Genomic DNA, 19868 nt, shown 5'->3' with positions numbered 1-19868 from the left:
GCGGGTATCTGCCAATCAATGATACGCCATTGGCGGGGTGCTGGTTGAGGGGAGGATGTCGTGGGTCTGCTGATCATGATCCTGGGGCTGGTGCTGTTTTTTGCGCCCCATATTTTCACGACGAAACGTGACGCGCGAGCTCAGGCCATCGCGCGGCTGGGTGAGGGGACTTACAAGATCCTCTATGCGGTGGTGTCGCTCGCCGGTCTGGCACTCATTATCTGGGGCTTTGCCAATTATCGCGCGACCGGCTGGATCGACGTCTGGTATCCGCCGAAGGCGATGAAGCACATCACGGTCGCGCTGATGCTCCCCGCCGTCATCCTGGTGGTCGCCTCCTATCTGCGTGGCCGTATCTACGCGACGTTGAAGCATCCGATGCTGGCCGGCATCAAGCTGTGGGCTGCCGCGCATCTGCTCGCCAACGGCGATCTCGGCTCCATCATCCTGTTCGGATCCTTCCTGGGCTGGGCGGTCTATGACCGCATCTCGCTAAAGCATCGCACCGACGGCGGCGGCCCGCCGATCCCCGTGGGTGGCGTCACCAACGACCTGATCGCGGTCGCGGTCGGCGTCGTCGCCTATCTGGCGCTGGCGTTCGCGTTCCATCCGGTCGTGATCGGTGTTCCCGTGATGGGTGGCTAGCCGATCGGCGCAAGACAGGACCGCATGCCCGTGCGCGGAAGATAGCAATAGCAACGAGCCGAGGCATTCCGATGGACTGGTCGCACTCTCCGATTCCGCCGATGCGACTCGAGGCGCGCTTTGGCGATCGGGTGGTGCCGGCCTTCTGCGACCGGCCGATAAGCTTGTGGGCAATGATTGCGGACGCGTGCGCCCGCAATGTTGACGGCGAGGCGTTGATCGCAGGCAATGTTCGCCTGAGCTGGCGACAGGCGGTGGAGCAGGCCACGCGGATCGCTGCGGGCTTTCGCAAGCTGGGACTCCAGCGCGGCGACCGTGTCGCGATCCTGCTCGGCAACCGCATCGAATTTCCGCTGCTGTTGTTCGCCGCCGCGCATGAAGGGTTGGTCACGGTGCTGCTCGGCACGCGCCAGCAGAAGCCGGAGATCGCCTATGTGCTCGCCGATTGCGGCGCCAGGATCCTGATCCACGAGGCCGCGCTCGCGGAACGCCTGCCCGACGCGCTGGATGTGCCCGATGTGACCCACCGCATCGCCATCGACGATGATCCGGCTCTCTCGCGCTTTGCCGCCTTCGCTGACAATCCACCGGCACCGGCGCCGGTCGAGGTCGGCGAAGAGGACACTGCGATGATCCTCTACACCTCGGGTACGACCGGGAGGCCGAAGGGCGCGATGCTCGCCCATTGCAACATCGTGCATTCCTCGATGGTGTTCGTGTCCTGCCTGCAACTGACGCAAGCCGATCGGTCGATCGCGGCGGTGCCGCTCGGTCATGTCACCGGCGTCGTCGCCAACATCACGACGATGGTCCGCTGCGGCGGTGCGCTGATCATCATGCCGGAGTTCAAGGCCGCCGAATATCTCAAGCTCGCCGCGCGTGAACGCGTGACCTACACGGTGATGGTTCCGGCGATGTACAATCTCTGCCTGCTCCAGCCCGACTTCGACAACTACGATCTGTCGAGTTGGCGCATCGGCGGCTTCGGCGGCGCGCCGATGCCGGTCGCGACCATCGAGAAGCTCAAGGCCACGATTCCCGGTCTGAAGCTCGCGAATTGCTACGGCTCGACCGAGACGACATCGCCCTCGACGATCATGCCGGGCGAATTGACGGCGAGCCACATCGACAGCGTCGGTCTGCCGTGTCCGGGCGCGCGCATCGTCGCGATGGGGACGGACGGGCGCGAGCTGCCCCACGGCGAGATCGGCGAGCTCTGGATCCAGAGCGCCTCCGTCATCAAGGGCTATTGGAACAACCCGAAGGCCACGGCCGAGAGCTTCACCGGCGGATTCTGGCGCTCCGGCGATCTCGGCTCGGTCGATGCCGAGGGATTCGTCCGCGTGTTCGACCGGCAGAAGGACATGATCAACCGCGGCGGCCTGAAGATCTATTCCGCCGAGGTCGAATCCGTGCTCGCCGGCCATCCCGCCGTGATCGAGAGCGCGATCGTCGCCAAGGCCTGTCCGGTGCTGGGCGAGCGCGTCCATGCCGTGGTGGTGACGCGCGGGCCGGTGGCCGGCGAAGCCCTGCGGGCCTGGTGCGCCGAGCGGCTGTCCGACTACAAGGTCCCCGAAACGATGACGATCACGGCCGATCCATTGCCGCGCAACGCCAATGGCAAGGTGCTGAAGCGGCAGTTGCGGGAGCTGCTGGGAGCCTGAACCGGGCGCGCCGGTTCCGGGCGCTCTCGGGTGGTTAACGCCTTGATTGGGCTCACTTTGCCTTGCCACCGCCATATCGTTAGGGTACCTCGCCGCCACACGGGGGACGGGATTCCTGACGCGAACGCTTTGGCGCGCGCACCCGGACGGGTATGGGATTAGCATAAGTGTCTGAATTATTTGACGAAGTCGACGAGGAAGTACGTCGCGAACAGCTCAAGAAGCTGTGGGATAAGTATTCCCTCTTGTTCATCGCCCTGATGGTGCTGGTCGTGGCCGCCGTCGGCGGCTGGCGCGGCTACCAATATCTGGAGGGCAAGAAGGCCGCCGAGGCCGGCGCCGCCTTCGAGAAGGCCGCCGAGCTGTCCGACCAGGACAAGCATGCGGAGGCCGAGGCCGCCTTTGCCGAGCTCGCCACCAAGGCGCCCTCGGGCTATCGCACTCTGGCGCGGCTGCGTGCTGCGGCCGAGGCGGCGGCTCGCGATCCCAAGGCCGCGGCCAAGATGTATGACGACATTGCCGCCGACCGCGGCGTCGGCGGTGAGTGGCAGGATCTGGCGAGGATCCGTGCCGCCGGCTTGCTGGTCGACAGCGCGTCCTATGCCGACATGCAGCAGCGGCTGGAGGCCTCCGCCGCGCCCAAATCGACGTTCCGCCACACCGCGCGCGAGATGCTGGCGCTGTCGGCCTGGCGCAACAACGACTCCACCGCGGCCCGTAAGTGGCTCGACGCGATCGCCGATGACGGCGAAACGCCGCCGGGCCTGCGCTCGCGTGCCGAGGCGCTCCAGGCCCTGCTGCCGCCCGTCGCCAAGAGCTGACGGTCCCGAGAGCTGAGACGAGACACCAATATGCGCCGCACGCCACGCTTGATCGCAGCCGCCGTCCTGATCGCCTTCACAGGCGTCCTGGGCGGCTGCTCCAGCTTCGATCCCAGCGACATGCTCGACTTCCTCGACACCAAGAAGAAGCTGCCGGGAGACCGCAAGCCGGTCTTCCCCGAGGGTGTGCCGGGCCTCGAGCAGGGCGTGCCGCGCGACATGTATAAGGGTGCTCAGCAGCAGCCGGATCCGAACGCGCCTGCCGTCGCGGCTTTGCCGGCGGAGCCGCCGCCCGAGGCCAAGCCGGCGAAGGGTGCCAAGGCGAAGAAGGCCAGGCAGCCAGCCGCCGCGGCAGCTCCTGCTGAGGCCCCGGCGGGCGAAGTCGATGGCGAGGCCCAGCCGGAGGCCGCACCGGCCGCAGCCGCTCCGCCGCCCAAGCAGAAGATCGTCCGCAGGCGCACCACCGCGCCGCCGCCGGATCAGCCCGCCCAGCAGGCGCAACCGACCCAGACCACGCAGCAGCAATCGCAGGGAGCTTTCCCGGCGCCGATGCCGAGCGGCAGCTTTTCGCGCTGATCACTTCATTGCATTGACAGGCGCGGCCTTCGCAGCGCACGAATGACCGATGTCCTTCACGATTGCCATTATCGGCCGACCCAACGTCGGCAAGTCGACGCTGTTCAACCGCCTGGTTGGGCAGAAGCTCGCGCTTGTCGATGACCTGCCCGGCGTCACCCGCGATCGCCGCGAGGGCGAGGCCAGGCTCGGCGACCTCGAATTCACCATCATCGACACCGCCGGCCTCGACGAGGGCGCCAAGGGCTCGCTGACCGCGCGCATGCAGGAGCAGACGGAGGCCGCGATCGCGCAGGCCGACGCGCTGTTCTTCGTGATCGATGCCCGCATCGGCCTGACGCCCACCGATCGCGCCTTCGCCGATTTCGCCCGCAAGGCCAACAAGCCGGTGCTGCTGGTCGCAAACAAGAGCGAAGGCAAGCACGGCGATGCCGGTGCGATGGAGGCCTTCGCGCTTGGCCTTGGCGATCCCATCCAGATCTCGGCCGAGCATGGCGAGGGCATGGGCGAGCTCTACGATGCGCTCCGCGAGCTGATGCCGGAGCCCGTCGAGGAAGACGAAGCCGAGGACGACGAACCGCTCACCGAGGAAGAGGCGGCGACGCGTCCGATCCGGGTCGCCATCGTCGGCCGGCCCAATGCCGGCAAGTCGACATTCATCAATCATCTGCTCGGCGAAGAGCGCCTGCTGACGAGCCCGGAGGCTGGCACGACGCGCGATTCCATCGCGGTCGAGATCAACTGGAAGGGCCGCGAATTTCGCGTGTTCGATACCGCAGGCCTGCGCCGGCGCTCGCGCATCGAGGAGAAGCTGGAAAAGCTCTCGGTCGCGGACGCGCTACGTGCGGTGCGTTTTGCCGAAGTCGTCGTGATGATGATGGACGCACAGAACCGCTTCGAGGAGCAGGATCTGCGCATCGCCGATCTGATCGAGCGTGAGGGCCGGGCGGTCGTGCTCGCCGTCAACAAATGGGACCTGATGGAAAGCAAGGGCGGCGGCGCCATCTCCAATTTGCGCCGGGATGCCGATCACTTGCTGCCGCAGGTCAAGGGTGTGCCGATCGTCGCGGTCTCGGGCCTGATGGGCGAGGGCATCGACCGCCTGATGCAGGCAATCCAGGATGCCTACGCGGTTTGGAACCGGCGCGTCTCGACCGCGGCATTGAACCGCTGGTTCGAGGAAGCGGTCCAGGCCAATCCGCCGCCCGCGGTGTCCGGCCGCCGCCTGAAGCTGAACTACATCACGCAGACCAAGGCACGCCCGCCGAGCTTTGTGCTGTTCTGCTCGCGCGCGGACGCGGTGCCGCAATCGTACTTGCGCTATCTCACCAATTCGATGCGGGAGGCGTTCGAGCTGCCGGGCACGCCGCTGCGGATCACCTTGCGCGAGAAGGCCAACCCCTTCGCCCACAAGCGCAAGCGGCCGTCGTAGGGGCAGGGCAAGCGACTTGTCCGCCGTAGCTCGAAGAGCGTAGGCGGAAGTGTGCCCACCGATATTCTCAGGCCGCGGAGAGATGGTGGGCAATGCGCTCTCGCGCCTTTGCCCACCATGTAGCTACGGCAGCGTCAACTGGCTTATTTCTTCACCAGCGGGCACTCGCTGTCCTTGAGCGGCTTGGCCGCATCTTCCGCCGAGATGGTCGCGACCAGCTTGTAATAGTCCCACGGGCCCTTCGATTCCTCAGGCTTCTTCACCTCGAACAGATAGGCCGGAATGATACGGCGGCCGTCCTCACGCAGCGGGCCCTTTCCGAACAGCGGATCGTCGGTCGGAAGCTCCTTCATCTTGGCGACGACCTTGGCGCCGTCATGCGGATTGCCGCCGAGGGCATCGAGTGCCTTCAGGTAATGCAGAATGGCTGCATAGTTACCGGCCTGCGTCATTGACGGCATCGCCTTGTTAGCCACTTTTTCCTGGAAGCGCTTCGAGAATGCACGCGTGCCCTCGTTGAGGTCCCAGTAGAAGGATTCGGTGAAGGTCAGGCCGTGTGCGGTCTTCAGCCCGAGCGAGTGGACGTCGTTGATGAACAGCAGAAGCGCGGCGAGCTTCTGGCCGCCCTCGACGATGCCGAACTCGGCCGCCTGCTTGATCGAGTTGGTGGTGTCGCCGCCGGCATTGGCAAGCCCGATGATCTTCGCCTTCGAGTTCTGTGCCTGCAGCAGGAAGGACGAGAAGTCCGACGTGTTGAGCGGATGCTTGACGCCGCCGAGCACCTTGCCGCCGTTCGCGGTAACGACCGCGCTGGTGTCGCGCTCGAGCGCGGCACCGAAGGCATAGTCAGCGGTCAGGAAGAACCAACTGTCGCCGCCGGCCTTGGTCAGCGCCTTGCCGGTGCCGTTGGCGAGCATGTAGGTGTCGTAGGTGAAAGAGATGGTGTTGGCGTTGCAGGCCTTGCCGGTGAGGTCGGCGCTGGCGCCGCCATTGTTGAGCAGGACCGCGTTCTTTTCCTTGACGACGTTGCTGACGGCGAGCGCGACACCGGAGTTCGGCGTGTCGGCGATCACATCGACTTTCTGGGTGTCGATCCATTGCCGCGCGATGTTGACGCCGACGTCAGGCTTGTTCTGGTGGTCGCCGCTGATGACGTCGATTTTCCAGCCCTTGGCGAGGAGGCCGGAATCCTCAACCGCCATCTTGACCGCCACAACGGCGCCGGGACCGCCGATGTCGGCGTAGAGGCTGGACATGTCATTGAGCACGCCGATCGTGACGGTCTTGTCCTGAGCGTAGGCGGATGTGGCAAAACCGAAAGCGGCACAGGCCAGAAGGGCCGCAGAGCGGCGCGCGAACGTCGTCGTCATATAAGGTTTCCTCCATTGTCAAATATGCGGACGGCTCTCTTGCGAAGCCCTGGTCCGGCTGATGGCTCTACCGTGTCCCGCGGTCTGCGGCAATGCGCCTAAAGCCGGATGGCGCTGCGTCGAAGCGTCATCCGTCGGTTAACTTTTGGGCAAAATGCGCCAAGGCGCTATTGGCACGTTATTTCAGGGCGTCCGACGTCAGCCTGAATTTCTGGATGCGCTTTCCGGTATCGACCTCGGCGGTATAGACGTTACCCTTGGCGTCGATTGCCATGGCATGCACCCAATGGAATTGCCCGGCATTGCGGCCGCTGTGCCCGAAGCTGCCGACCACGCTGCCGTCCTCGCGCTTGATCACCCGGATCTCGTTGTTCTCGCCGTCGGCGCTCAGCAGATAAGTCTGCTTCGGATCTGGCCAGATCGCGATGTCCCAAACCGCGCCGTTGCCGAGCGTGTTCTTCTCGAAGAAGAACTCCTTCACGAAGGTGCCGTCCTTCCTGAACACCTGGATGCGGTTGTTGATGCGGTCGCAGACGTAAACGAGACCGTCATTGGCGAGCTTCACGCAGTGGACGGGATTGCCGAATTGCTGCGACACCGGCGCCTTCGGATCATAGGCCGCCTGCTTGGCGTCGTCAGGCTTGTTACCATAGGCGCCCCAGTGCCGCTTGTAGGCAAGCGTTGTCGCATCGAACACGATGACGCGGCGGTTGCCATAGCCATCGGCGACGTAGATCTCGCTAGCCTCCTTGTCGATCGCGGTCTCGGCGGGCTTGCCGAGCTGCGTCGTGTCGTTGCTGCCGAGGCTCGGTGCGATCTTGCCGATCTGGGCCACGAACTTGCCGTCGAGCGTGAACTTTAAAATCGCGTTGTCGTTGTCCGCATTGCCGCCGACCCAGACGAAGCCGCGCTCGTCGACCTCGATGCCGTGCTCGCGGCCGACCCATTCATAGCCTTCGCCCGGGCCGCCCCAGGATCGCAGCAGATTACCCTCGGCGTCGAATTCGAGCACGGGCGGCGCCGACACGCAGCATTTTGAACGAGGCGGATTGAGGCTCGCGCCCTTCTCGTCATCGGTGAGCGAGCGCGGGCGATGGATCACCCAGATATGGCCCTGCCAGTCGACGGTGATGCCGCCGACCTGGCCGAGGATCCAGTTGTTCGGCAGCTGCTTTGGCCAGGAGGAATCGACCGCGAAGGCCGGGACATCGCCGGCGGTCGCTGCGCCCGGAAGTGCGAAGGCGATGGCCGCAATCAGGATGGAGAAAGCGCGAGAGACATTTGCGAGCGTACGGTTGAGGCCGGCGCGATCATGCCACGGTGCCATGGCAACCTCCCTTTTGGCTTGCGGCTTGCTGCCGCTTGAGCGCGGGCAGTCAAACGCGGGGAGGCCCTCAAGTCAATCAGGCCGGGGAGCGGAAGCTCATCAGGCTGCGGGTCTTGTAGTCGTAGAACTTGCCGGTCTCGGTCCACTCGGGCGCGCACATCGGGACGATGAACTCGGCGACCTGCTCGGGCGTCTCCAGCGTCGCGGGATCTTCGCCCGGCATCAGGGTTGCGCGCATGCGGGTGCGGATCGGGCCGGGGTTGAACAGGTTGACGCGGAGAGGCGTGTTCGCGGTTTCCTGCGCCCAGGCGCGCGCCAGCGTTTCCAGCGCGGCCTTGGAGGCGGCGTAGGGGCTGACATAGGCGGTGGCCTTGTTGGCGGCGCCGGAGGTGATGAAGACGGCGCGGCCGGCGTCGGATTGCCTGAGCAGCGGCTCCATGCAGCGGATCAGCTGGAAGTTCGCGGTGACGTTCACCGCCATCACGTCGGTGAAGGCTTTCAGCTCGATATGACCGATCGGCGAGGAGGGGCCGAGCACGCCGGCGTTGCCGACGAGGATGTCGAGCTTGCCGTAGCGCTCATGCAGGCCGGCACCGAGTCGGGCGATGCCGTCGGAATCGGTGAGGTTCAGCGGCACCAGCGTGGCGCTGCCGCCTTCCTTGCGGATCTCGTCGTCGAGCTCTTCCAGCCCGCCCTGCGTGCGTGCCGTCGCAACGATATGCGCGCCCGCCTTCGCCAAGGCGATGGCGGTGGCATAGCCGATGCCGCGCGAGGCGCCGGTGACGAGAGCGATGCGGTCGGCGAGGGGTTTTGTCATGGCGGGGGTTTTACAGGCGTGGATGGCCGGGACAAGCCCGGCCGTGACGGAATTTTGCCCTGGGCTTCAGCTACCGCCGCCCTATTGAATGTTATTGCTATTGGGTCCGTTTCCCGAGCTATCGGGCGTCACCTTCATGCCCTGCCTGAAGGCGAAGACGATGAAGCCGATCAAAATCATTCCGCAGAGAATGGCGATGATCAGCTGCATCGTCGCGGCCCCGCGTCAGCTCGCCTCCGCCAGCAGCGACAGCTGCCGCGGTTGCTGCTCAGTCTGGGTCTGGTCGGTGAGGTGGGTCGGATACGCCCCGGTGAAGCAGTGGTCCGAGAACTTCGGATTGGCGGGGTCGCGGCCGGGTTCGCCCATGGCGCGGTACATACCGTCGATCGACAGGAAGGCGAGCGAGTCGGCGCCGATGATCTCGCGCATCTCTTCCAGCGAGTGCGTGGCCGCGAGAAGACCGCCGCGATCGGGCAGGTCGATGCCGTAATAGTCGGGATAGAGGATCGGCGGCGAGGCGAGACGGAAATGCACTTCCTTGGCGCCCGCATCGCGCATCATGCGCACGATCTTCTTCGAGGTGGTGCCGCGCACCAGCGAGTCGTCGATCAGGATGATGCGCTTGCCTTCGATCGCTGCGCGGTTCGCCGAATGCTTCATGCGCACGCCGGATTCGCGGATCGCCTGCGTCGGCTGGATGAAGGTGCGGCCGACATAGTGGTTGCGGATGATGCCGAGTTCGAACGGCACGCCGGAATGCTGGCTGTAGCCGACCGCGGCGGGCACGCCGGAATCCGGCACCGGCACCACGACGTCGACCGGGACATGGCTCTCGCGGGCGAGCTGCGCGCCGAAGGCCTTGCGCACCTCGTAGACCGAGCGGCCGTGAACGATGGAATCCGGCCGCGAGAAATAGATGTATTCGAAGATGCAGGGACGCGGCGCCATCGGCGGGAACGGCTTGTGGATGTCCTGGCCGTTGTCGTCGAACACGATGACCTCGCCGGGCTCGATGTCGCGGACGAAGCGCGCGCCGATGATGTCGAGCGCGCAGGTCTCGGAGGTCAGGATCGGGCAGCCGTCGAGGTCGCCGAGCACCAGCGGACGGATGCCGCGCGGATCGCGCGCGCCGACCAGCTTCTTGTTGGTGAGTGAAACCAGCGCGTAGGCGCCTTCGATCTCGCGCAGGGCGTCGATGTAGCGCTCGATGAAGCGGCTGCGCCTGGAGCGCGCGACCAGGTGCAGGATCACCTCGGTGTCGGTGGTCGACTGCATCATCGCGCCGCTCTTCACGAGCTCGCGGCGCAGCGTCAGGCCGTTGGTGAGGTTGCCGTTGTGGGCGACCGCGAGGCCGCCGGCATTGAGCTCGGCGAACAGCGGCTGCACGTTGCGCAGGATGGTCGCGCCGGTGGTGGAATAGCGGACATGGCCGACCGCCATGGTGCCGGGCAAGCGGTCGATCACCTCGCGGCGGGAAAAGGTGTCGCCGACGAGGCCGAGGCGACGTTCGGAATGAAAGCGGGAGCCGTCGTAGGAGACGATGCCGGCCGCTTCCTGGCCGCGGTGCTGAAGAGCGTGGAGGCCGAGGGCGGTGATGGCGGCTGCGTCGGGGTGGCCGTAGATGCCGAAGACGCCGCATTCCTCGCGCAGCGTATCCCCCTCCAGGTCGTCCTGTAGCTCGATCGCGGCTGGGCCAGAGGGCCGGTTCAAGTCGAGATCAAGCTGGGCGTCCTGGTCAGGGTGTCGCATCTCGTCCGCGCCTCTCTTTAGGGCCTAATCAACGCGCCGCAGGTTTCTCGATCAGCTTCTTCAGGCTGTCACGAGCAGGTTTGCTGTATCCGTCGGCAGTGCCCGAAGGCTGCTGCTCGGAATCAGCTTGATCATCATCTGGTTTGTTTTTCTTGAATCTCTTCAAGATGGTGTTCTCGGGGTCATCCGGCAAGAGGGCCAGCAGCCAATCCCCGGTTCCCTGCAGCACCACGCGGGATTTGGCCCCCGTGACCCAGTCCGGGCGCTGCTTGTCCGGAACAAGCCAGGTGAAGAACAGGAAGGCGACCACGACGATCAAAAGCCCGCGAGCGAGGCCAAACAGGAAGCCGAGGGTGCGGTCCAGCGCGCCGATGCGCGAATCCAGGATCATGTCGGAGATCCGGACCGTGATCACGGAGACCACGACCAGGGTACCGACGAACACGCCGGCGACCACGACCACACTGGCGACCGTGTCGTTGTTGAAATAGGTCTTTGCGGTCGGCAGCAGCTTCGAGAACGAGTAGAGCGTTACGATCGCCGCCGCGCCCCAGGCCGCGATCGACAGGATTTCGCGCATGAAGCCGCGGACCATCGCGAGCAGGCCCGAGATCAGCATCACACCGAGCAGGATCAGGTCGAGGATGGTTACTGGCATCGGCTGGTCTGGTCCGCTCGTACTCTCAAAGGTGCTCAGCGAATCGGTGCTTGGCCGCCGCCCTAACTGAGGGCCAGACGGCGTTCCCGGCAAGGCCGCAACCACGCAATCCCATGCTGCTTTTGTGACGGCTGTATAGCGGCGGGGACGGGGGACGTCACCTCCAGCTAACCCTCTCCGCGGCGGAATCTTGCCGGTGTGGCATTTTTCTCTGCCGGCGGGTTCTGTTCGCCGCGGCGGGAGCCGCGGGCGGCGATCTCGGCGACCAGGGTCGTCAGGCTGTTGACCGCGTTCAGGGACAGTCCGGCGTCGCCGCCGGCATCGCCGCCCCGGGCCGATTCGGGCAGCACGGCGCGCTTGAAGCCGAGCTTGGCCGCTTCTTTCAGCCGAGCCGGGGTCTGCGCAACCGGACGAATGACACCGGAGAGCGAAATCTCGCCGAAATAGACCGCGTCGCTGGGTAACTGCGCATTAACCAGCGAGGAAACCAGCGCGGCGGCGGCGGCCATATCGGCCGCTGGCTCGTGGATACGCAAGCCGCCCGCGACGTTCAGATAGACGTCGTGGCCGGACAGCTTGACCCCGCAATGGGCCTCCAGCACCGCCAGCACCATGGAGAGCCGGCTCTGATCCCAGCCGACCACCGCACGCCGCGGTGTACCAAGTGAGGTCGGGGCCACCAATGCTTGCAATTCGACCAGAACGGGCCGCGTGCCCTCGATGCCTGCAAAGACCGCGGTGCCGGGCGTGCCGAGATCGCGCTCGGACAGGAATAGCTCGGAAGGATTGGTGACTTCGCGCAGGCCAAGGCCGGTCATCTCGAACACACCGATCTCGTCGGTCGGGCCGAAACGGTTCTTGACCGAGCGGAGGATGCGGAATTGCTGCGAGCCTTCGCCCTCGAAGGACATGACCGCGTCGACCATATGCTCGACGACGCGGGGGCCGGCGATCTGCCCGTCCTTGGTGACATGCCCGACCAGGATGATGGCGGCGCCGGTCTTCTTGGCAAACCGGATCAGTGCCTGCGCCGAGGCGCGCACCTGCGTGACGGTGCCGGGCGCTGATTCCACCGTGTCGGTCCACATGGTCTGGATCGAGTCGATCACGATCAGCCGCGGCACCGCGCCTTCAGAGAGCGTCGAGACGATATCCTCGACCGAGGTCTCGGCCGCGAGCTGCACCGGTGCATCCGACAGGCCGAGCCGCTCGGCACGGAGCCGCACCTGGGCAATGGCTTCTTCGCCGGAGATGTAGACGATGCGGTGGCCGGCGCGCGCCATCAGGCTCGTTGCCTGCGTCAGCAGCGTCGATTTGCCGATGCCGGGATCGCCGCCGACGAGCAGCACCGAACCGCGGACGAAGCCGCCGCCGGTGACGCGGTCGAGTTCGGTCATCCCCGAGGACAGGCGCGGCGCGTCCTGAGTCTTTCCCGACAGGCTCTCCAGTGCAAACGTCCGGCCCTTGCGCTTGGAGCGGATCGAGACCGGCACGCTGCCGGTCGTGTCTTCCTCGGCGAGTGTATTCCACTCGCCGCAGGACTCGCACTTGCCCTGCCAGCGGTTATAGGCCGCGCCGCAGTTCTGGCAGACGAAAGACAGCGTGTTCTTGGCCATGGGGACAACGAGTCGGGAATCTCGGGGTTGCTGATAGCACGGAATGACGGGCAGCGAGGGCATCCGACGGTGCCCCAATGAACGCAATTCGGTGCGGCAGATACACCTTTTGTTAGGTCTACGTCACCGCGCCGCGCCGGACTTTGCCAAATGTTAGCGGACGCGGGTCCAGTTTCGGAACCAATACAGGGTGGCTAAGACGATGACGGCATTCTTGCGCATATTGCTCGCTGCGGGCATGGCCTGCGGCGTTTTCGCGCCGGCCAGCCGTGCCGTTGCCGCCGATGCCAAGCCTCTCAATATCGTCTTCGTCAATCCCGGCAAGACCGGCGAGGTCCATTGGGACATGGTCGCGCAGACCATGCAGGCGGCCGGCCGCAAGCTGAATGCGCATGTCGAGGTACTTACCAGCGAGCGCAATTACCGCAACATGCGGGAGCTGGGGCTCGGCGTGATCGCACGGGCCGACAAGCCCGACTTCCTCATTCTCGTGAACGAGGAATCCGCCGCCGTCAAAATCCTGGAGGCGGCCGAGGCTGCCGGCGTCAAGACGCTGCTGCTGTCGAGCACGCTGATCGGCGATGATGCGGCGCGTCTCGGACCGCCACGCCGGACGCTCAAGACCTGGCTCGGCGATATCACGACTGATCTTCAGACCGCGGGCGCGCGAATGGCCAATGCCCTGATCCGCGCGGCGCGTGCCGAGAAATGGCAGAGTTCCGACGGCAAGATCCACCTCCTCGCCATCGGTGGCGACGAGATCACGCCGGCATCGATCGCCCGCAATGCCGGCCTCCAGCTTGCGGTCGCCGCCGCGCCCGATGTGGTGGTGGACCGGATGCTGTTCGCCAACTGGACGCAATCCGAGGCCGAGGAGGTCACGGCGAATTACCTGAGCTGGGCCTCGCGCAAGGGAATTCGGCCCGCCGGCATCTGGGCCGGAAACGACCCGATGGCATTGGGAGCGATCAAGGCCTCGACGACGGCGGGCCTTGCGCCCGGTCAGGACATCCAGGTGGTCGGCCTCAACTGGTCGGAGGACGCGCTGCGCGCGATCAGGGCGGGCCGTTTGCTCTCGACCGACGGCGGCCACTTCCTGCTCGGCGGCTGGTCGGTCGTGCTCTTGCGCGACTATGCCGATGGCTGCGATTTCGCGGAGGCTTCTCCTTATATCGAGGTCAAGACGTCTGCGGTCACCCGCGCCAACCTTGTCGCGGTTGGCGACCTCATCAAGACCCGTGCCTTCGACCGGATCGACTTCACGCGGTTCAGGTCGAAGGCAGGACGCTGCGGCCATTACGATTTCTCCAGCGATGCGCTGATCTCGTCGTTGGCGCCCCTGGAAGGTGTGGCTGACTGATGCGAAACGATAACGACATGACCGATCCGGGTCGCAACGAGCCGCCGGCGCCCTCGCGCCCCCGCTCGGTGGTCCGGTCGATGATCTGGGCCACGGTGCCGGTGCTGCTGGTGGTGCAGCTGCTCGCCTCCGCCGGCGTCGAGGTCTCGAGCTTCTGGTCGCAGATCAGGCAGCTGGACGCCCGCATTGCCCGCGTCACCGAGAGCCGCGCCGAGCTGATCGCCGAGCCGCTCTGGAAAATGCGTTACGACCAGGTCACGAGCGTGCTCAACGAGATCATGCACGACGAGACCATTGCCGCGGCTGCGGTCTACGACGACACCGGCGTCGCGATCGCTCGCGTGGTGGCGCGTCCGTCGGATCAGTCCGTCGCGGAAGTGTCGCGTCCGATCAACTACCGCAACGGCAACATCGCCGTTCAGGCCGGCCGCATCGCGATCGCCTATTCCTATGCGACCGTTTATACGGACACCAGCAGCCAGCTGATGCTGCTGATCGTCGTCGGCCTGCTCGCAACGCTCGCAACCGTGGTCGCTTTGCGGATTTCGGCCGACATCTTCATCGGCAAGCCGCTCGCCGCGATCATGTCCGCGATCCAGCGCAGCAAGCAGGACGGCCGCGCCTATCCGGCCGACATCAAATCCTCGAACGAATTCGGCCAGCTCGCGCGTGCCTTCAATTCCATGCAGCACACCACGTCGGGTGCGCTCGACCGGCTCGGTCACATGGCCTCGCACGATCCGCTCACGGGGCTGCCCAATCGCCGCTCGCTGTCCGAGCGGCTCGTGACCTTGAGCAACGATGCCGGCTCGCCGGATTCCCTGATCGCGTTCTGCTTCATCGATCTCGACGACTTCAAGGGCATCAACGACACTTTCGGCCATGATGCCGGCGACAAGTTCCTGGTGCACATCTCCGAACGCCTGCGTGAGGCGGTCGAGCCGCAGGACTGGGTCGCGCGGCTCGGCGGCGACGAATTCGTCGTCATCCGTCCCGAGGTCAGCAACGCAGCGACCGCGCAGGCGTTTGCGCGCCAGTTGCTGGATGCCATCTCCGAGCCGATCCGGCTGCACGACAAGCAGGTCATTCCGCGCGCCAGCATCGGCCTTGCGGTGCGCCGCGCCGGCGATCCCGAGCTCTCGCACCTGCCGGCGCTCGCCGACATCGCGCTCTATCATGCCAAGAGCAAGGCGCCCGGCACCGTCGCGGTGCTCGACGAAGCGCTGCAGCGCGACTACCGCCGTCGCCGCGATCTCGAACTCGCCATTCCAACGGGTTTCGCCGAGGGGCAATTCGAGGTCTGGTATCAGAGCCTGGTCGATCTGGAGAGCCAGGCCGTCGTCGGCCTCGAGGCGCTCATTCGCTGGCGTCATCCCGAGCATGGCGTGATCGGCCCCGGCGAATTCCTGCCGCTGATCGAGCGCAGCGGCAACAATGCGCGGCTGACGCGCTATGTGCTGACCGATGCCTGCCGCGCGCTGCAGCGCCTCGCGTCCGCGGGCAGGCCGCAGATCCGGATCGCGATCAACCTGCCGCCGTCCGAGCTCGCCGATCATTCGCTCGCCACCGAGCTGCGCGAGACCTGTGCGCGCTTCGATGTTGCGCCCTCGTCACTGGAGCTCGAGATCACCGAGGGCTCGCTGATAAACAACATCGCCAGCGCTTCCGAGACGCTGCACCGCCTGCGGCGCCTCGGCGCGACCATCGCGCTCGACGATTTCGGCACCGGCTACAGCTCGCTCGCCCATCTCAGGCGCTTCCCGCTGGACAGGGTCAAGATCGACAAGGCCTTCATCAGCGAGATTCCAGGCAGCGCGGAAGACCAGGCGATCGTCGCTGTCATAGCATCGCTCGCCGGCACTTTGGGGCTGACACTGGTCGCCGAAGGCATCGAGCGGGCCGAGCAGGCGCAGGCCATGCGCGAGATGGGCGTGACGCTCGGGCAGGGCTTTCTCTATCAGCGGCCGCAGCCGCTCGAGGCCGTGCTGCAATGGCTCGAGGGACAGGCGGTGCCCGAAAGCCGCATCCTTGCGGAGAGCCCGCCGATCGCGCCTGAATTTGCCGCCTGAGCACGCCGCGATTACGTCTGCGCCGCATTCCAGAGCATGGACAGCCCGGCCGCGATCATGATCGCGTCCATCACCAGGCGGAACATCTCCGGCTTCAGGTGCAGCACGAAGCGTTTGGCGATGAAGGCGCCCGACATCAGGGAGGAGCCTGCAACCAGGCCCTTGACGAAGACGTCGCCGGTCAGCGCGCCGAAGCGCTCGAAGGTCACGGATTTCGCGAAGTAGAGCCCGAGCGAAGAGGCAGCTTCAGTGGCGAGGAATGCGCCCTTGCTGAGCCCGTAAAACAGGAACAGCGGCACGCTTAGCGGGCCGGTCGAGACCACGATGCCGGTGAGATAGCCGATGATCGCGCCGCCGATGGCGAGGTGCCAGAGGTTGGCCTTGAGATCGTGCCGCGCCAGCCAGTGCCGTACCGGCACCATTGCAATCAGGAAGCTGCCGATGGCGAGATCGACGGCATGCGAGGGCAGGGCGAGCAAGGTGCGGGCGCCGAGTGCCGCCGCTGGAATGCCCGTCACCGAATAGGCCGCGCAGGCCCGCCAGTCGACCTCGCGCCACCAGGCCAGGATGCGCGAAAAATTCGCCATGACGGAGGCGACCGCCATGATCGGCACGGCCTCTTTCGGCCCATAGGCATAGACAAGCACCGGCATCAGCATGATCGACGATCCGGTGCCGACGATGCCTGAGATGGTGCCGGCGAGCAGGCCGACGGTGAGGACGAACAGAAAGGCCAAGCGCGGGGCTCCGGGAATCGGAGCAGTCTAGCCGGAGCAGGGGGCGTGCGTGAATGGCGGTATCCTTGTTCCACGGTCGCTCTCCGTGTCCCGGACGCGCTGCAGCGCGTAGCGTTGCTGCGCAGAGCCGGGAGCCAGCAGGCCGCGTGTTCCGTTGCAGCATGGGCCCCGGCTCTGCAGCGCACCGCTGAAGGAGCGCTGCGCTGCGTCCGGGGCACGAGACCGCGGCTTCAGGCGCACAACTATTTCCAGGCTGCTATTCGGCAGGCCATCAGCCTTGCTCGTCCATCACGCGCAGCTTCTCGACGCGGCGGCGGAAATCCTCATCGGTCGAAAATTCGGCGGAGAGATAGGAGGAGACGAGATCGACGGCAAGCCACGCGCCGACGATCTGCGCGCCGATGCACATGACGTTGACGTCGTCATGCTCGACGCACTGATGGGCGGAGTGGATGTCGTGGCAGACCGCGGCGCGGATGCCCTTCATCTTGTTGGCGGCGATCGAGGCGCCGACGCCGGTGCCGCAGACCATGATGCCGCGGGCGGCTTCGCCCGAGGTCACCTTCTGCGCCACGGCGCGCGCGATGTCGGGGAAGTCCACCGGCTTGTCGTCATAGGAGCCGACGTCGACGACGTCATGGCCAAGCTTGCGGATATGGTCGATGACGGTCTGCTTGAGCGGCCAGCCGGCGTGGTCGGATCCGATGACGAGACGCATGTGAGTTCCTTCTTGATTTTGCAGGGTCGTGACAGCCGCGTGCGGCTGTCACGATGTTTGGTGGTTTCAGCTGCGCATGTCGGGCGGCAGCTCGACGCCGTGGAATTTCTTGTAGATCGCGTTGAGCTTGCCGTTCTTGACGTTCTCGGTGATCCAGGCGTTGAGCTTGTCCATCAGGCGCTGCTCGCCCTTCTTCAGGCCGATGGCGAGGTCGAAGGTCGCCAGCGGAATCCGGGACTCGAACACGCGCGAGGGATTCTTCACGCCGATCTGGTTGATGATCGTCGCGGACGAGGCGACGCAGTCGACCTGGCCGGACACGGCCGCCGTCACCATGGTGGCGTCGTCATCGTAGCGGGAGATCTTGAGGTCCTTGTCCTTCATGTTGGACAGGGTGGTGTCCTGGGTGGTGCCGCGCGAGACGCCGATCGACTTGTCCTTGAGGTCGGGCCAGTCCTTGACCGTCGAGGATTTCAGGCAGCCGACGTCGGATTGCAGCGTGGCATAGCGCTTGGTGAAGTCGATCACCTTGGCGCGGTCGGGCGTCACCGACAGGGTCGAGATGATGATGTCGGCCTTGCCGGTCAAGACGTTCGGGATGCGGGTTGCGCCGGTGGTCTGGATGAATTCGAGCTCGAACCCCCAGTCCTTGGCGAGCAGCTGTGCGACCTCGACGTCGGAGCCGGTCGGCTTCATGCTGGAGTCCATCATGCCCGAGGGCGGGATGGCGAGGTCCGTCGAGATACGGATCTTCTTGGCCTGCGTGATATCGTCGAGCAGATCGGCCGATGCCGGCGTCGCGGCCATCATGACGAGGCCGCACAGCGCGGCGGCAGCTCCCAGCAATGTCTTCTTTGTCATCCTTGGTTCTCCTCTCCCTGTTATGATTTTAAGTTTCCCGTACCCACGAATTGCGTGAGTTCGGGGGTCGTCGGCGACGTCAGGATCGAGGCAGGCCCGGTCTCGTGAACCTTGCCGCGATGCATGAAGACGATCCGGTCGGCGATGCCCTTGGCAAAGCCCATCTCGTGGGTCACCATCACCATGGTCATGCCGTCGGCGGCGAGCTGCTCGATCACCTTGAGCACTTCGCCGGTGAGTTCCGGATCGAGTGCGGAGGTGACCTCGTCAAACAGCATGACCTTCGGCTGCATGGCGAGCGATCGGGCGATCGCGGCGCGCTGCTGCTGGCCGCCGGAAAGTTGCTCCGGGTAGGCGTGCAGCTTCTCCTCGAGCCCGACCTGCGCCAGCACTTTTCGCGCGAGATCTTTCGCTTGCGACGTCGCCATGCCCTTCACGGCGCAGGGCGCCAGCGTGATGTTCTGCTCGATGGTGAGATGCGGAAACAGATTGTAGCTCTGGAATACGATGCCGACGTCCTGGCGGAGCGCGCGCAGGTCGACGTCAGGGCGGTCGACGCGATGTCCGCAAACGACGATCTCGCCGCCGTCGACCTTCTCGAAGCGGTCGATGCAGCGCAGCGCCGTGCTCTTGCCGGACCCGGAGCGGCCGATCAGCGCCAGCACCTCGCCGCGTTCGACGGCAAAGGAGACGCCGTCGAGCACAAGGAGCGGGCCAAAGCTCTTCTGCACGTCGCGAAGCGACACGATCGGTTCGGAGGAGGGGTTTTGCTGCATATCAGGCTGGTGCGAGGTTGGACCTGCCACGCCCCATCCGCCGTTCCAGTTTCTGGCTGAACAGGGAGAGGGGATAGCACATGGCGAAATAGGTGACGGCGATGATGGCGTAGATGGCGAACGGCTCGAACAGCGAGTTGTTGACGATCTGGCCCGAGCGCATCAGCTCGACGAAGCCGACGACGGAAGCGAGCGAGGTGTTCTTGATGATCTGCACCATGAAGCCGACGGTGGGCGGCGTCGCGATGCGGATGGCCTGCGGCAGGATCACCTTCATCATGCGCTGGGTCCGGCTCAGGGCGAGGCCTTCGGCGGCCTCCCATTGCGGCTTTGGCACGGACTGGATGCAGCCGCGCCAGATCTCGCCGAGATAGGCGGCGACGTAGAGCGTGAGCGAGGCGCCAGCGGCCGTGAGCGAGGAGACCTTGAGGCCGATCGCGGCGAGGCCGAAATAGCCGAGAAACAGGATGACCAGCAGCGGCGTGCCCTGGATGAGCTGGACATAGACGGCACTGGCGATCCGCACCGATTTGAGCGGCGAGATGCGGGCCAGCGCAATCCCGAAGCCGACGATGCCGCCGCCGATCAGCGCGATCACGGATAGCCCGATCGTCCACAGCGCGCCCTGGCCGAGGAACATCAGATGATTGATGTTGAGATGTCCGCCCATGG

The 19868-nt window shown here is 65.3% G+C and carries 19 protein-coding genes; 7 read left to right on the top strand and 12 right to left on the bottom strand.

The window, feature by feature from the left end; genetic code table 11:
- Positions 1-60: 60 nt before the first annotated feature.
- From F8237_RS01390 to der, 5 genes are all read left to right on the top strand, one after another.
- Positions 61-645, top strand: a complete 585-nt coding sequence (locus F8237_RS01390) for an NnrU family protein (protein WP_151642053.1) — start codon at positions 61-63, stop codon at positions 643-645.
- Between the two features lie 71 nt (positions 646-716).
- Positions 717-2309 carry a class I adenylate-forming enzyme family protein gene (locus F8237_RS01385; protein WP_151642052.1) on the top strand — a complete coding sequence of 531 codons (1593 nt, stop codon included), beginning with the start codon at positions 717-719 and terminating at the stop codon, positions 2307-2309.
- 167 nt (positions 2310-2476) lie between these two features.
- The gene (locus tag F8237_RS01380; RefSeq protein ID WP_151642051.1) at positions 2477-3130 is read left to right on the top strand and encodes a tetratricopeptide repeat protein; all 654 of its coding nucleotides are present in this window, start codon (positions 2477-2479) and stop codon (positions 3128-3130) included.
- A 30-nt stretch (positions 3131-3160) separates the two neighbouring features.
- Positions 3161-3706 carry a hypothetical protein gene (locus F8237_RS01375; RefSeq protein WP_151642050.1) on the top strand — a complete coding sequence of 182 codons (546 nt, stop codon included), beginning with the start codon at positions 3161-3163 and terminating at the stop codon, positions 3704-3706.
- A 49-nt stretch (positions 3707-3755) separates the two neighbouring features.
- Positions 3756-5138: a ribosome biogenesis GTPase Der gene (gene der, locus F8237_RS01370; protein WP_151642049.1), complete on the top strand. Its 1383-nt coding sequence runs from the start codon at positions 3756-3758 to the stop codon at positions 5136-5138.
- 143 nt (positions 5139-5281) lie between these two features.
- Here the strand turns inward: der and F8237_RS01365 are convergent, their stop codons facing one another.
- From F8237_RS01365 to radA, 7 genes are all read right to left on the bottom strand, one after another.
- Positions 5282-6508 (bottom strand): ABC transporter substrate-binding protein, encoded by a 1227-nt coding sequence (locus F8237_RS01365; protein WP_151642048.1) that lies wholly within the window; start codon positions 6506-6508, stop codon positions 5282-5284.
- Between the two features lie 178 nt (positions 6509-6686).
- On the bottom strand, positions 6687-7835 hold the full coding sequence (locus F8237_RS01360) for an NHL repeat-containing protein (protein ID WP_151642047.1): 1149 nt from the start codon (positions 7833-7835) through the stop codon (positions 6687-6689).
- Positions 7836-7911: 76 nt separating this feature from the next.
- Entirely contained in the window at positions 7912-8652 is a 741-nt protein-coding gene (locus F8237_RS01355; RefSeq protein ID WP_151642046.1) for an SDR family NAD(P)-dependent oxidoreductase, read from the bottom strand.
- 81 nt (positions 8653-8733) lie between these two features.
- The gene (locus F8237_RS37175) at positions 8734-8862 is read right to left on the bottom strand and encodes a hypothetical protein (RefSeq protein WP_258761995.1); all 129 of its coding nucleotides are present in this window, start codon (positions 8860-8862) and stop codon (positions 8734-8736) included.
- Between the two features lie 15 nt (positions 8863-8877).
- Positions 8878-10401: an amidophosphoribosyltransferase gene (gene purF / locus F8237_RS01350; RefSeq protein WP_151642045.1), complete on the bottom strand. Its 1524-nt coding sequence runs from the start codon at positions 10399-10401 to the stop codon at positions 8878-8880.
- A 28-nt stretch (positions 10402-10429) separates the two neighbouring features.
- Complete coding sequence (locus tag F8237_RS01345) at positions 10430-11059, bottom strand: CvpA family protein (protein ID WP_151650425.1); 630 nt, start codon at positions 11057-11059, stop codon at positions 10430-10432.
- Between the two features lie 167 nt (positions 11060-11226).
- Complete coding sequence (radA, locus tag F8237_RS01340) at positions 11227-12675, bottom strand: DNA repair protein RadA (protein WP_151642044.1); 1449 nt, start codon at positions 12673-12675, stop codon at positions 11227-11229.
- A 202-nt stretch (positions 12676-12877) separates the two neighbouring features.
- Here radA and F8237_RS01335 point away from each other — a divergent pair, with 202 nt between their 5' ends.
- On the top strand, positions 12878-14035 hold the full coding sequence (locus F8237_RS01335; RefSeq protein ID WP_162005832.1) for an ABC transporter substrate-binding protein: 1158 nt from the start codon (positions 12878-12880) through the stop codon (positions 14033-14035).
- Complete coding sequence (locus F8237_RS01330) at positions 14035-16104, top strand: putative bifunctional diguanylate cyclase/phosphodiesterase (protein ID WP_151642042.1); 2070 nt, start codon at positions 14035-14037, stop codon at positions 16102-16104. Before F8237_RS01335 ends, F8237_RS01330 begins: the two co-directional genes overlap by 1 nt.
- A gap of 11 nt (positions 16105-16115) precedes the next feature.
- Here the strand turns inward: F8237_RS01330 and F8237_RS01325 are convergent, their stop codons facing one another.
- The 5 genes from F8237_RS01325 to F8237_RS01305 form a co-directional block, all read right to left on the bottom strand.
- Positions 16116-16841 carry a sulfite exporter TauE/SafE family protein gene (locus F8237_RS01325; protein WP_151642041.1) on the bottom strand — a complete coding sequence of 242 codons (726 nt, stop codon included), beginning with the start codon at positions 16839-16841 and terminating at the stop codon, positions 16116-16118.
- 271 nt (positions 16842-17112) lie between these two features.
- The gene (gene rpiB / locus F8237_RS01320; protein ID WP_151642040.1) at positions 17113-17559 is read right to left on the bottom strand and encodes a ribose 5-phosphate isomerase B; all 447 of its coding nucleotides are present in this window, start codon (positions 17557-17559) and stop codon (positions 17113-17115) included.
- A gap of 66 nt (positions 17560-17625) precedes the next feature.
- Complete coding sequence (locus tag F8237_RS01315) at positions 17626-18420, bottom strand: transporter substrate-binding domain-containing protein (protein ID WP_151642039.1); 795 nt, start codon at positions 18418-18420, stop codon at positions 17626-17628.
- A 20-nt stretch (positions 18421-18440) separates the two neighbouring features.
- Positions 18441-19196 carry an amino acid ABC transporter ATP-binding protein gene (locus F8237_RS01310; protein ID WP_151650424.1) on the bottom strand — a complete coding sequence of 252 codons (756 nt, stop codon included), beginning with the start codon at positions 19194-19196 and terminating at the stop codon, positions 18441-18443.
- Position 19197: 1 nt separating this feature from the next.
- A complete protein-coding gene (locus F8237_RS01305; RefSeq protein ID WP_167527456.1) occupies positions 19198-19866 on the bottom strand; it encodes an amino acid ABC transporter permease in 669 nt (222 codons plus the stop codon).
- Between the last annotated feature and the right edge of the window lie 2 nt (positions 19867-19868).

Source organism: Bradyrhizobium betae, assembly GCF_008932115.1.
GTDB lineage: Bacteria > Pseudomonadota > Alphaproteobacteria > Rhizobiales > Xanthobacteraceae > Bradyrhizobium > Bradyrhizobium betae.
Note: the sequence above shows the minus strand (reverse complement) of the source record. Positions and strands in the feature narration are given on the sequence as shown.